Origin of the sequence: Solibacillus isronensis, assembly GCF_023715405.1 — a bacterium.
In the GTDB taxonomy this organism is placed as follows: Bacteria; Bacillota; Bacilli; order Bacillales_A; family Planococcaceae; genus Solibacillus; species Solibacillus isronensis_B.
Window position 1 is genome coordinate 1,595,878 of sequence record NZ_JAMBOC010000001.1, and the last position, 13,239, is coordinate 1,609,116.

The 13,239-nt window shown below is 38.6% G+C and carries 13 protein-coding genes; 3 read left to right on the plus strand and 10 right to left on the minus strand.

The genetic code is table 11. The features are described 5' to 3' along the window. Positions 1-48: 48 nt before the first annotated feature. Together M3166_RS08220 and M3166_RS08225 are read right to left on the minus strand one after the other, a co-directional pair. Positions 49-921: an SDR family oxidoreductase gene (locus tag M3166_RS08220; protein WP_251689068.1), complete on the minus strand. Its 873-nt coding sequence runs from the start codon at positions 919-921 to the stop codon at positions 49-51. A 118-nt stretch (positions 922-1,039) separates the two neighbouring features. After that, positions 1,040-1,318: a DUF1450 domain-containing protein gene (locus tag M3166_RS08225; RefSeq protein WP_285848805.1), complete on the minus strand. Its 279-nt coding sequence runs from the start codon at positions 1,316-1,318 to the stop codon at positions 1,040-1,042. A gap of 196 nt (positions 1,319-1,514) precedes the next feature. On the opposite strand from M3166_RS08225, the gene M3166_RS08230 reads away from it, so the two are divergent. Further along, a complete protein-coding gene (locus tag M3166_RS08230; protein WP_251689072.1) occupies positions 1,515-2,483 on the plus strand; it encodes a 4-hydroxy-3-methylbut-2-enyl diphosphate reductase in 969 nt (322 codons plus the stop codon). Between the two features lie 62 nt (positions 2,484-2,545). Here M3166_RS08230 and M3166_RS08235 read toward each other — a convergent pair whose 3' ends face one another. Together M3166_RS08235 and M3166_RS08240 are read right to left on the minus strand one after the other, a co-directional pair. Further along, entirely contained in the window at positions 2,546-3,250 is a 705-nt protein-coding gene (locus tag M3166_RS08235) for a response regulator (RefSeq protein WP_353056558.1), read from the minus strand. Between the two features lie 15 nt (positions 3,251-3,265). Continuing rightward, positions 3,266-4,858: an ATP-binding protein gene (locus M3166_RS08240; RefSeq protein ID WP_251690036.1), complete on the minus strand. Its 1,593-nt coding sequence runs from the start codon at positions 4,856-4,858 to the stop codon at positions 3,266-3,268. Positions 4,859-4,963: 105 nt separating this feature from the next. On the opposite strand from M3166_RS08240, the gene M3166_RS08245 reads away from it, so the two are divergent. Both M3166_RS08245 and dctA read left to right on the plus strand, forming a co-directional pair. Further along, positions 4,964-6,019 carry a DctP family TRAP transporter solute-binding subunit gene (locus tag M3166_RS08245; RefSeq protein WP_251689074.1) on the plus strand — a complete coding sequence of 352 codons (1,056 nt, stop codon included), beginning with the start codon at positions 4,964-4,966 and terminating at the stop codon, positions 6,017-6,019. Between the two features lie 253 nt (positions 6,020-6,272). Continuing rightward, positions 6,273-7,526, plus strand: a complete 1,254-nt coding sequence (gene dctA, locus M3166_RS08250; RefSeq protein WP_251689076.1) for a C4-dicarboxylate transporter DctA — start codon at positions 6,273-6,275, stop codon at positions 7,524-7,526. 83 nt (positions 7,527-7,609) lie between these two features. Here dctA and M3166_RS08255 read toward each other — a convergent pair whose 3' ends face one another. The 6 genes from M3166_RS08255 to rpoD form a co-directional block, all read right to left on the minus strand. After that, positions 7,610-8,731: a Nif3-like dinuclear metal center hexameric protein gene (locus M3166_RS08255; RefSeq protein WP_251689078.1), complete on the minus strand. Its 1,122-nt coding sequence runs from the start codon at positions 8,729-8,731 to the stop codon at positions 7,610-7,612. Continuing rightward, positions 8,728-9,423: a tRNA (adenine(22)-N(1))-methyltransferase gene (locus M3166_RS08260; RefSeq protein ID WP_079525636.1), complete on the minus strand. Its 696-nt coding sequence runs from the start codon at positions 9,421-9,423 to the stop codon at positions 8,728-8,730. The genes M3166_RS08255 and M3166_RS08260 overlap by 4 nt, the downstream gene beginning before the upstream one ends. A 126-nt stretch (positions 9,424-9,549) precedes the next feature. Next, positions 9,550-9,888, minus strand: coding sequence for a c-type cytochrome (locus M3166_RS08265; RefSeq protein ID WP_251689080.1), 339 nt, complete (start codon positions 9,886-9,888; stop codon positions 9,550-9,552). Positions 9,889-10,038: 150 nt separating this feature from the next. Next, complete coding sequence (locus M3166_RS08270) at positions 10,039-11,175, minus strand: acyl-CoA dehydrogenase family protein (RefSeq protein ID WP_251689082.1); 1,137 nt, start codon at positions 11,173-11,175, stop codon at positions 10,039-10,041. A 188-nt stretch (positions 11,176-11,363) separates the two neighbouring features. After that, entirely contained in the window at positions 11,364-11,918 is a 555-nt protein-coding gene (locus M3166_RS08275) for a hypothetical protein (protein ID WP_251689084.1), read from the minus strand. 171 nt (positions 11,919-12,089) lie between these two features. Then, positions 12,090-13,217, minus strand: coding sequence for an RNA polymerase sigma factor RpoD (gene rpoD, locus M3166_RS08280; RefSeq protein WP_079525625.1), 1,128 nt, complete (start codon positions 13,215-13,217; stop codon positions 12,090-12,092). Positions 13,218-13,239 lie beyond the last annotated feature (22 nt).

The window sequence follows — 13,239 nt, forward strand, 5'->3', positions numbered from 1 at the left end:
TTGTTGACCATGTATGCTTTACCGATCAATCCAATCTTTAACTCTCTTTTATGAAGACATAATGCTGCCGCCATTCACATGGATGCATTGGCCGGTAATATATGTTCCGTCTTGGGATGCCAACAGCACATATGCCCCAGCAAGCTCACTTGGCTGACCTGGGCGTTTTAATGGCGTTTCTGTACCGAATTCTGCTACTTGCTCTGCATCAAATGTAGAAGGAATCAACGGTGTCCAAATCGGTCCTGGTGCGACCATATTTACGCGAATCCCTTGATCGGCTATGTTTTGCGCTAAACTTCTGACAAAGCCTACAATCGCACCTTTCGTTGATGTATAATCAATTAAAATCGAATGGCCGCGGTAGGCATTGACAGATGTTGTACATATAATGGAATCTCCTTGTCCCAAATGCGGAACGGCTTCCTTACATAAATAAAAAATACCATCCATATTTGTACGGAATGTTTTGTCCCATTGTTCGACCGTAATATCTAAAAATGAATCGACAGGATATTGTACCGCAGCATTATTAACGACAATATTAATTTGCTGGAAATGGTCAAGTGCTGTCTTTACAAGTTTTTTACTTGTTTCATAGTCACCGATATCTCCTTCAACTAGAACTGCCTGAACGCCCTCTTTTTCAACCAATTGTTTCGTTTCTTCTGCATCGGATTGCTCTTTTTCCAAATAGTTTATGACAAGATTTGCCCCTTCTTTTGCGTAGGCAATGGCAACGGCTCGGCCAATTCCTGAATCACCGCCTGTAATAATTGCTACTTTTCCTTTTAACTTATCGCTTCCCGTATATTCATAAGGCTGTGTTGGTAATGGATTCATCTTACTTTCGATTCCCGGTTGTGATGGCTGAGTTTGTGCGGGTGTACCACCAACTTGTTTATTTTCAACGTTTGTCATGGAAAAAACACTCCTCTATTGAAATTTTGTTATAAAGTTTAAGTGAAAAGTTTTCAATTATCCCGTTCACGTAAAACTATTTTTCAACACATGTAATGTTTTTCCCCGGAAAGACTTTTTAAAACAAGACAGAATTTTCTTCAAGTTCATTTTCAACATATTTTAATAGTTTATCGGTATTTTCCGCTTTAATAAGTTCACCATTTACAATCGCAAACAAATGACATTCGCAAATTTCACAGTTTGAAGTACAGCCGGATTCCGTTATTTCTATATCTTCGCGCTCTAACAGCACATCATACACATCCGCTGCACCGAGCGATAAATTTGTCATGCAAAACTCCACCTGATTTTTTAACGCTACCGTTTTATTCCTCTTAAAAAAAGAAAACGCCATCCCATTTCCCCACTTTACGTTTTATTTATTTCTGCTATTATAGCAAACGTTCGCAAAATTCTGTACTTGGGCTATCATTTCGATATATTGCGCCATTTCCGTCGAATTTACTAGAGATTTCAGTAAGCGAACTTTGAATAAAGCATACACGTCCTATATAATGAAATTACAGGGCTTTGAAAGGAGTTACGTATAAATGAAAGTTGTAAAAATTAATCCGCGTGGATACTGCTATGGGGTAGTAGACGCTATGGTCATTGCACGCAATGCCGCACTTGATCCGACATTACCAAGACCAATCTACATTTTAGGTATGATTGTACACAATAAACATGTTACAGATGCTTTTGAACAAGATGGCATCATTACGCTTGATGGCGAAAACCGCAAAGAAATAATCGAACAGGTAGAGCAAGGCACAGTGATTTTCACAGCACACGGTGTATCACCTGAAATTCGTGAAATCGCAAAACGTAAAGGACTCGTATCAATTGACGCGACATGCCCGGACGTTACGGTGACACATGACTTAATCCGCGAAAAAACAGCAGAAGGCTACGATATTATTTATATCGGCAAAAAGGGACATCCTGAACCAGAAGGCGCTATCGGTGTTGCACCAGATCACGTTCACTTAGTTCAATCGATGAAAGATATTGATAATCTGTCTTTTGAAAACGAAAAAATTCTCGTAACAAACCAAACGACGATGAGCCAATGGGATGTTGCCTTCCTGATGGATAGTTTAAAAGAAAAATTCCCGCATGTCGAAGTGCATAAAGAAATTTGCCTTGCGACACAGGTTCGTCAAGAAGCAGTTGCTGAACAGGCCGGTGCTTCCGACTTATTAATCGTTGTTGGCGATCCAAAATCGAACAACTCGAACCGTTTAACACAAGTATCGGTAGAAATTGCCGGAACACCATCTTACCGCATCTCGGATATTTCAGAGCTGCAAATTGAATGGCTTGAAAACGTTGAAACTGTAGCAGTAACTGCAGGTGCTTCAACACCGACACCTATCGTTAAGGAAGTCATTGCATTCCTAGAAAAGTTTGATAAAAACGATCCAGCAACACATGAAATCGTACGTTCCGTAACATTGGATAAAATTTTACCGAAAATTAAAGCACCAAAACCTGTTGAAAAAATTATGCCTTACTAATCGTAAAAAAATCATCATTTCCACTAGGGGAATGATGATTTTTTAATAAATTCCGGGCTTACCTATTCCTTAATAAAATATTGATTGATCGGTCTCCCAACACTGCCATATTGGATATCTACCTGAATTAGATGATTTTTCTCCATAAAATCTAAATAGCGCCGCGCAGTTACACGAGCTACACCGATGCCTGTTGCAACATCATCTGCTGAGGCACCACCTGAAGACTGTTTTAGAAAAACCAATACTTTATCCATTGTGGCACGGTTAAAGCCTTTAGGAAGCTCTTGAGCTATCATGTGGGGTGGATTTTGCCCTTCCTTTTGGACCTTCATTTGACCGATTATTTCATCTAACTCTGCTTGAGTCACATCGCCTGCTGCATGCATTTTCTCTTTAAATTGACGATAATGAATTAACGTTTGCTCGATCCTTTCAAATGTAAATGGCTTCATAATGTAATCAAAAACACCTAAGTGCAATATTTGCTGAATTGTTTGAACATCATTTGCCGCTGTTACCGAAATACAATCCACATTTATATTTTTCTGACGAATTTGGCGCAATGTTTCAATTCCATCTTGCTCCGGCATAAATATATCCATTACAACTAAATCCGGCAATAGCTCTAATATTTTTTCGATTCCTTTAATACCGTTTGATGCCATATCGATGACTTTAAATCCTTCCACCCGTTCGATAAATTGCCGATTTACTTCACGCACCATTGGATCATCTTCTACTAATAATACTTGAATGGTCTTCACTAGTAAGCCCCTTTCTTAATACTCGAATGTCAGGATGAATGTAGTGCCTGTATTTACTTCACTCGATATTTCAATTGCGCCATTCCCTTTTTTCACAATTTCATTAACCAAATATAAACCAATGCCCCTGTTTTCATTATTCTTTGTTGAAAATCCACTTTCGAAAATCTGTTCTAAATTTTCTTCTGAAATTCCGATACCATTATCTGTAACCATAATTGCCAGTATACCATCGTTATCATCAATGGAAATTACTACTTCTTTATGATTTCGTTCTACCACCGTAAGCGCATCAAAAGCATTCTCGATTAAATTACCGAATAACAATACAAAATCATGATGGTCCAATAATTCCGGAAACCTTGTCAGCTGGCTCTCCTCATCAATCGTCACTTCAATTCCTAGTTCATTTCCTCGACTTATTTTACTAAGCAATAGACCTGAAATATTTTCATTATAAATACGCTCATTCAGAAACTTCGTCACTTGATCATGTTGCATTTTCACTTGAGATAAGTAATCAAGCGCCTGCTTATTATGACCAAGCTGCAAAAGTCCTGCGATTGTATGTAGCTTATTTTTATACTCATGCGTTTGAATACGTAAAGCTTGTACAAATGCTTTGACGCCTGTTAATTCTTCGGCAAGTTGTTTAAATTCTGTTAAATCCTTAAAAACTGCTACCGCCCCGACTGTTTTCCCTTTTACAAAAATCGGGATACGATTACTTAAAATACTATGATTGTTTACGTAAATTTCTTGGTTATATACAGCAAGCCCACTCTCGACAATTTCAGGTAACCTTGTGTCAGGCAGTACATCAAAAATATTTTTTCCAATATATTTTTCAGGATTACCACCCACACCTAAAATACGGCCTGCCTTTTGATTGAAAATCGTAATCACCATATTGTTATCTACTGCAATAATTCCTTCATGCATTGCATTAAACGTTTCAGTCCGCTCGACATACACTTTTGCAATTTCAATTGGTTCCAGCCCGAACATTTGACGTTTTATATGCCGCCCTAATAAATGTGCACCCCAAATACTAAAAAGGAAAGACAATAGAACTGCCAAAATAATTTCATTTGTATTTTCAGCAAGAATATTCCAAAATGTTGGCAATGCAAATCCTACAACGACAACCCCTACTTGTTTTTTTTGCTCGTTTAAAATTGGTACAAATGCCCGAATTGTCTTGCCTTGTTCTCCAATTGCTTTTGAAATATAATAATTTTCATTAAATGCAGCATGCATATCCGATGAGTTACTTTTTTTACCTAGTTGGTTCGGAGATGGATGCGATAATTTAATACGATCCATATTCATGACAACAATATATTCCGCTTTATTAATAATTTTGATATCGTGAACAATTTGGGTAATCATCGTTTGTGCCAATTGTAAATCCTGCTCTTCAAGCTGCTTTTGAATTTCCGGCAAATCGGAAATGGTCCGGGCAATCAGCATAGCACGGCTACCTACCGTTTCTTCATGTTCCCGTGTTAGATTGCTTAACAATAATATTCCTGCTACGAAAAAGGAGAATGCAATAATGAAAAAGGTAAGCAGCACAATTTTTCCGTTCATTGATAATTGTTTCATTTTCATTTTGTGCCTCCTTTTTTGCTATATAATATAACAAACTTCGAAGTATGTGGAGATTTTCTACAACATTCAAAAAATTCCAATGTAAATGAGGGAATCCTATTGCGCCTTTATATCATAACCGCTATCGTTGCAGCTTTATTGTTAATCATTACGATCTCCTACCGTTTCGACGTGTGGAATTCAAACGATTTACCTTACGACGATGAGCAAGTTGGGCTTAATGACCAAATTGTAATTAACTTTAGTCACGTTGTAGCTGAAAATACACCAAAAGGGCTTGCGGTTAATAAGTTTGCTGAACTAGTTAAAGAAAAATCGGATGGCGAAATCATTGTGCAAACTTATCCTAACGGTATTTTATACAATGATGAAAACGAATTAGCCGCCTTACAAAAAGGTGATATTCAAATGATTGCACCTACGATTTCAAAAATCACGGAAGCACTTCCAACATGGCAAGTTCTTGACCTGCCATTTATTTTTGAAAATGACGAACAAGTATATGAAATACTGCATGGCGATCTTAGTGATTCCTTACTGCAAGAGCTAGACAGCATTAATGTACATGGTTTGACATTCTGGCATAACGGCTTTAAACAGATGGCTTCCAATACAAAACCACTCCTTGAGGTTGATCAGTTTAAAGATCTCAAAATCCGTATCATGCCAAGTGATATACTAAAAGAACAGTTTTTATTATTAAAAGCAAAGCCGATTTTAAAAACTTTCAATGATTTATACATCGCGATTCAAAATAACGAAATCATTGCCCAAGAAAATACACTTTCAAATTTATATTCAAAGGGCTATTATTCAATGCAACCGAATATTACCTTATCGAATCACGGCATACTTGCTTACAGTGTAATGATGAACGCCGATTTTTGGAAATTGCTTACTGACGACCAGCAAAAAATAATTCAAGATTCACTTGATGAAATGCAGCGCTGGCAACATGATCAGGCAGTCGCATTAAATGCAGAAAACTACCAGCAGCTAAAAGCAGACGAGAATATTCAGTTTTATACTATTTCAGAACAGCAACGTAAACAATGGATGGAAGCATTACAGCCTATTTATAGCTCCTATGAAAAAATAAGTAATAAAGATTTCCTGACACAGCTTCGTGAAGAAATTCAGGATATAAACAATTGAACAAAATAAACAATATTCGACTACTTATGAAAATAAGTAGTTTTTCTTTTTGTTATAGTACAAAAACTTCAAGTCTTATAACAGTATTATAACAAAGCAAACCCTTGCTATATCAATATTTCAGATCATTGCAGTAAAAATTGACCAAAATGAACGATATGTTTTTTATCAACAAAATAAATATTCCGAATAATCCTACGTTATTATTGCAAATGTAAACGTTATCATAGATAAATCAGAGGGGGAAGCGAAATTGAAATTACTAAAAAATCTAACAGTCCAAGTAATTATCGCCATCATTCTTGGCGTTATCGTCGGTGCATTTTGGCCAGAATTCGGCGCAAGCCTTAAAATTTTAGCTGACTTATTTATTAAATTAATTAAAATGTTAATCGCTCCAATTATCTTCTTAACGGTTGTTATTGGTATTGGTGGCATGGGTGATATGAAAAAGGTTGGTAAAATCGGTGGTAAAGCATTACTTTACTTCGAAATTGTATCAACAATCGCTCTTGCACTTGGTATTATGGTAGCTGTTGTCATAAATGCAGGGGCTGGAATCGATACATCTAAAGCGGGCGAAACGGATATTTCGAAATATACAACTGCTGCTGAAGAAAATAGTGAAGCTGGTTTGAGCGGATTCATTTACGATATTATTCCTGAAAATTTTGTCGGTGCATTAGCTGAGGGTGCTTTACTTCCAACTTTATTTGCTGCTGTACTATTCGGTATTGCTGTAGCATCTTTAGGCGAAAAAACACGTCCTGTAATAACATTTTTTGAACAAGTATCTGAAATTTTCTTCAAAATCGTTGGGATTGTAATGAAATTCTCTCCTATCGGTGCGTTCGGTGCAATGGCTTACACAATTGGTAATTTCGGTTTAGGTTCTTTAAAATCCCTTGGTCTTTTAATGGCCGCAGTATATATTACAATGTTCCTGTTTGTTATAGTCGTGCTAGGCTTAATTGCGAAATACTTTAACTTCAACATTTTCCGCTTCATTGCCTATATTAAAGAAGAAATTTTTATCGTAATCGGTACATCTTCTTCTGAATCGGCTTTACCAGCTATGATGCGAAAGTTAGAAAACTACGGTTGCGGGAAGCAAGTAGTAGGTTTAGTAGTACCTACCGGGTATTCCTTTAACTTGGACGGAACATCTATTTACTTATCGATGGCAGCATTATTCATCGCACAAGCATATGGTGTTGATTTATCTTGGTTAGAAATTATCACACTTCTTGGGGTATTAATGATTACTTCAAAAGGGGCTGCCGGTGTAACGGGTTCGGGATTCATTACATTAGCTGCAACATTAGCTGCATTCCCGATGGTACCACTTGAAGGAATTGCATTATTAATCGGCGTTGACCGCTTCATGTCTGAAGCTCGTGCAGTAACAAACATTATTGGTAATGGTGTAGCATGTGTCGTAGTGGCAAAATCCGAAAATGACTTTGACGAGGAAATGGCTGCAAAGGCGATTCCTGTACGTAACTAGAAATTTCAATAATAAGGCGAAAACTCTTAAGTAAAAGCCCATTTTTCTAACACTCGAGAAAAATGGGCTTTTTGATTTTCACATTAAATAAACTGGAACGGCTCTGTATTGATTTTTGACTGAATAAATTCAACAGGTAATTTTTGATCCTCACATAAAGAAGCCATTTTTTCTGCCACACCTTTAATCATGACCTTTTCGACATGGTGACCCGGATCAATAATGCTCAATCCATCCACTTCTGCATCCTGTGCCATATGGAAGCCGATATCTCCTGTTACAAATACATCCGCCCCTGCATATTTTGCAGTGCGAATATATTTATTGCCGTCTCCTCCGACAACTGCAACCTTCTGGACAATACGATCCAAAGGTCCAACTGCGCGCAGACAAGGCACGTCCAGCTGCACTTTCACAAATTCAGCAAATTCCCGTAATGTCATCGGTTGTTTTAACTTACCGATTCGGCCAAGTCCTTGTTCATTCGTGTCAACATCCATCGTAAACAGATCATATGCAGGCTCTTCGTACGGGTGGTTGTTTAGCATAGCTTTTAATATTTTATTTTTCATCGATCTCGGGAACACGACTTCCACCTTTTCCTCTTCCTCGATGTGAAGCTCACCGATTTCCCCTACAGCCGGGTCTGCTCCTTCTGTAGCACGGAAACGGCCTTTACCTTGCAATGTATAGCTGCACGCCTCATAGTGGCCTAAACGACCTGCTCCGGCTTTAGCCAGTACTTCACGCAAAGCATCTGCATCATCGACAGGAACGAATACGGCTAGCTTCATCATTTTTTCTTCGAAGGTAACCTCCAGAATTTTACGATCTTCCAGTTTTAGTGCATCTGCCAGTAAATCATTGACTCCGCCCGGTGCTACGTCAAGATTCGTATGCGCTGCATAGACTGCAATATCATTTTTCAGGCACTTTTCATACAGTGCCCCTTTCGGATTATCTGTACGCAAGTTCGAGAGCTTCATGAAAATCGGCGGATGATGTGCAATAATAAGCTCACAGCCGTTGTCGATCGCCTCATCAACGACTTCATTTGTCACGTCCAGTGTTACAAGTACTTTTGAAATCGGTTTATTTAATGTACCAATGGCCAATCCGATCGGGTCATTCGGCATGCAGGCATATTTTTTAGGTGACCATGATTCAAATAGTTGGATAATCTCGTTGCCATTTACGGATTTCACGCAATCGCCTCCTGTACCATTTTAATGTAATGTGTAAGTTGTTCATACTTTTCCTGATTTTCAGGTGTTTTTTCCGCTTCTGAAATCGCTTGTTGAACACGCTGCCAATTTGCGATTTCACGTGACCATTTTTCAATGAAAACAGGTACTTTCGTTTCCATGAGCTTTGGCCCAAGCAATGTTTGCGCTTCGTTTAATTTCATTTCCCCGCGCTGTAATACAAGGACTTCGTAAATTTTTCCGTCCTCTTCTAAAATGACCTCATCCTGGATTGCCCAGCCATTTGCCATTGCCCATTCACGGATCGCTTTTGCATGAATATTCGGCTGTAAAATTAAACGTGTTACCGTTTTTAAAGCTTGTGGATGTTTTTCTAATATGGACACAATTAGTGGTCCGCCCATCCCTGCAATTGTAACAGCTGTAATTTCATCCGCTTCTTCAACAGCAGCCAGCCCATCTGCCATGCGTACTGTAATTTTATCTGTTAAGCCTTCAGTGCGAACTTGTTTTACGGCTGATTCATAAGGTCCTTTTACAACCTCTCCTGCTACTGCACGCGCAGCAATTCCTTTATGCACTAAATAACATGGTAAATAGGCATGGTCACTTCCGATATCCGCTACAATGGCTCCTGTCGGAACAAATGAAGCGACCGTTTCAAGTCGTTTTGAAAGTTTTTGTGCGTTCATATTTATATATCCTCTTTTCTATATCACAAACTACCCCTATTATATAGAACTTTTACATAAACGTCTCTTTCCAGAATATAAAAAAGTGCAGAACCGGATCACTCCATTTCTGCACTTGGCTATTCATTATAAACCTGAAATATATTCAGCTACAGCATCTGCTTCCGCTTCATTTTTAAGAATTGGAGGCATATTGCCGTTTTCCGAACCATTTAATGCGTAATCTTTAATATGCTCAGCATCTAATCCAACGATTGAAGGACCTCCACCACCAGTTAAATCACCACCGTGGCACGAAATACAGTTCTTTTGAGCAATATCTTCACCATTTAATTCAGCAGTTTCCCCTGAATGTTCGCCGTCCGCACTGTTTTTATCAGCTGCACCCTCAAATGACATGAAGAAAATTAGTCCGATACCGAATGCCATGATAAGTACGTAAGGAATAAGTGGATTGTTTCTCATTGCGTTCCCCTCCCTCATTAAATATTCTATTTCATGCTAGACTTTTGCCTAGTAAACAATATTAATTGTACTTGATTCTATTGAAAACTGAAAGACTTAATGAACAAGTTTTACTAGCTTTGTAACAATTTTACCAATTTACAATTTCTATCATAATATATGTCTTGCAATTACCATTTTCTGTACTTCAGACGTTCCTTCACCGATTTCCAACAATTTCGCATCACGTAAAAAGCGCTCTACTTCATATTCTTTCATATAACCGTAGCCGCCATGAATTTGAATTGCTTCATCGCAAACTTCCATCGCCATCTCGGAAGCATAGTATTTTGCGATAGCAGCTTCTTTTCCGAAAGGACGCCCCTGATCTTTCAGCCATGCCGCTTTATATACAAATGTCCGCGCTAATTGTATTTTTACCTCCATATCAGCCAATTTAAACTGTGTTGCCTGAAACTCCGCCAGTGCCTTTCCGAATTGCTTGCGTTCTTTTGCATATTGAACCGCTTTATTTAATGCGCCCTGTGCGATTCCGACAGCCATTGCCGCAATACCGATCCGGCCGCCATCCAGCGTCGTTAAAAACTGTTTAAAGCCATTTCCCCGGACCCCAAGCAAGTTTTCTTCCGGCACCTGGACATTTTCTAAAATCAATTCTGTTGTATTCGAAGCATTTAAGCCCATCTTTTCGTATTCCGACTTGATCGTAAATCCTTTTGCATCAGTTGGGACAATAATCGCGCTAATTTCTTTTTTGTTTCCATCCCGATTTGTGATTGCTGTTAACGCTAAATGTTTGGCATAACTTGCATTTGTAATAAAAACTTTCGACCCGTTAATGACAAATTCTCCATTATCCAACACAGCGGTCGTTTCTGTACCACCTGCATCAGAACCGGCATTAGGCTCTGTTAAACCGAATGCACCGAATGATTCACCCGTACAGATCGGCGTTAAGTATTTTTCCTTCTGCGCCTCCGAACCGAATAAATGCAATGGCGCACCGCCTAATGAAATATGAGCCGAATATGTAATTCCTGTCGAAGCACATGTACGGCTCAACTCTTCTGTAACAATTGCAAAGCTGATTGTATCTGCACCCGCCCCGCCATATTGTTCAGGAAACGGCAGACCCATAATTCCCATATTGGAAAGTTCTTTAAAAATTTCTACTGGGAAGGCTTTCGTTTTATCACGCTCGACCGCTCCTGGTGCCACTACTTCATCCGAAAACTCACGTATCATCTTTTGTAACATCGCTTGCTCTGTTGTTAAATCAAAATGCATACCATTCATCCTCTCAGCCTATTTCACTTCAACTCTATTGTAATCTAAAAATATGTATTTTTACAGAAAATATATGTATTTTGCAGAGTATTTTGTAAAACAGACACAAAAAAGCTATGCATAGAAGTTCCAAAACTTCCGCATAGCTTCAAAGAATAGTATAAGGTATATGTATGATTTTGAACTTCCTATAGAAAATAAATCCATGCACTAATGATGGCAATCAAACCAAGAATGCCTGAAATCGTAAAATAAATGATCTTCAGCATGATGCCGCTTAACAGCCAAAAGACACAGTTTACAATAAGGATGATATAAAGCATTTCATTGTTGCCGGCGAAATACGTTGTACTCACTTTCAATGTCACACCTAAAATGGATAAAGCGGTCGCCAGCTGCAACATCACTGCCATTAGATGATTTCTTTTTGCAAAATAGATAGCCCCGATCAGAGAGCCTGCGGCAAATACCGCGGCAACTGCAATGACAACCCATTCGAACTGCATCGTAAACAGCAGCAATAAAATAACCATTGCAATGATCGGGAAAAACATCGATACATTGCGGTTTCTGCGTTTTTCGACATTTATGACGGCATTTTTGGATTTCCCTGCAATCTCTTCTTGATGGTTTCCTTCCGAATAAAGGGTCATCAAAAAGTCGCAATAATGTTCCGGTAACATTTTATTTTGTTTCCAGAACGTAATTTCATTCATAATAATTTGTTTTTTAGGATTTGACATCATTTCGCTCCAAATCTGTTTTTATATGCTCTATCATATTGTAAATAATTCCTGCATGAACAACATCGGTAAAAAGCAATACCCTTATTCTCGGAAAATAGTAATTACCTGCAATAGTTACACAAAAAAAGATGAAGAGTAATATACTCCTTCATCTTTTCCCTGTTTAGCTTATTCTAAGAAATCTTTTAAGCGTTTTGAGCGAGATGGATGACGCAGTTTACGTAATGCTTTCGCCTCGATTTGACGAATACGTTCACGTGTAACGCCAAACACTTTACCTACTTCTTCCAAAGTGCGCGTACGGCCATCATCTAAACCGAAACGTAAACGCAATACGTTTTCTTCACGGTCTGTTAATGTATCCAGCACGTCTTCCAACTGCTCCTTCAATAACTCATATGCTGCGTGATCAGAAGGAGATTGTGCTTCCGAGTCTTCAATGAAATCACCTAAATGCGAATCATCTTCTTCCCCAATTGGTGTTTCCAATGATACAGGCTCTTGGGCAATCTTTAGAATTTCACGAACTTTTTCAGGTGTTAAATCCATTTCCTCCCCAATTTCCTCCGGAGAAGGTTCACGACCTAAATCCTGAAGAAGCTGACGTTGTACACGGATTAATTTGTTGATTGTTTCAACCATGTGTACCGGAATACGGATAGTACGTGCCTGGTCGGCAATCGCACGTGTAATTGCTTGACGAATCCACCAAGTTGCATAAGTCGAGAACTTGAACCCTTTACGGTGGTCGAATTTTTCAACCGCTTTGATCAGACCCATGTTTCCTTCCTGAATAAGATCCAGGAACAGCATTCCACGGCCTACATAGCGTTTTGCAATCGAAACTACAAGACGTAAGTTAGCTTCGGCCAGACGTTTACGTGCTTCTTCGTCACCTTGTTCGATACGTTCCGCTAAACGGATTTCCTGGTCTGCAGAAAGTAAATCCACACGTCCGATTTCTTTTAAATACATACGTACCGGGTCATTAATTTTAACGCCAGGAGGAACACTTAAATCATTTAAGTCGAAAGCTTCTTCGCTTGATTCTTGCTTAGATAGCGCTTCTTCTTCAAATTCTTCTTTTCCTTCAACTGTTATATCATTTTTTTCGATTTCATCGGCAAAGTTGAAAATCTCTTCATTCTCCAGTTCAAAAAATGCTAATGTTTCAGAGATTTCCTTCATTGACATTTCGCCAACCTGTTTTGCTTTAGCTAAAAGTTGCTTTTTTACCTGCTCTAATGAAACCCCGTTTACTACCGTATCTTTTGAATGTTTTGACTTGTCCGCCATAAACCTTCCTCCTTCTAAAAAC

Coding starts and splice junctions, on each gene's coding strand:
- M3166_RS08260 (WP_079525636.1), bottom strand. CDS start 9,423: ATGAACGCACAAAAACTTTCAAAACGACTTGAAACGGTCGCTTCATTT.
- M3166_RS08230 (WP_251689072.1), top strand. CDS start 1,515: ATGAAAGTTGTAAAAATTAATCCGCGTGGATACTGCTATGGGGTAGTA.
- M3166_RS08220 (WP_251689068.1), bottom strand. CDS start 921: ATGACAAACGTTGAAAATAAACAAGTTGGTGGTACACCCGCACAAACT.
- rpoD (WP_079525625.1), bottom strand. CDS start 13,217: ATGGCGGACAAGTCAAAACATTCAAAAGATACGGTAGTAAACGGGGTT.
- M3166_RS08240 (WP_251690036.1), bottom strand. CDS start 4,858: ATGAAACAATTATCAATGAACGGAAAAATTGTGCTGCTTACCTTTTTC.
- M3166_RS08265 (WP_251689080.1), bottom strand. CDS start 9,888: ATGAGAAACAATCCACTTATTCCTTACGTACTTATCATGGCATTCGGT.
- M3166_RS08275 (WP_251689084.1), bottom strand. CDS start 11,918: ATGTCAAATCCTAAAAAACAAATTATTATGAATGAAATTACGTTCTGG.
- M3166_RS08225 (WP_285848805.1), bottom strand. CDS start 1,318: ATGGCGTTTTCTTTTTTTAAGAGGAATAAAACGGTAGCGTTAAAAAAT.
- M3166_RS08270 (WP_251689082.1), bottom strand. CDS start 11,175: ATGCATTTTGATTTAACAACAGAGCAAGCGATGTTACAAAAGATGATA.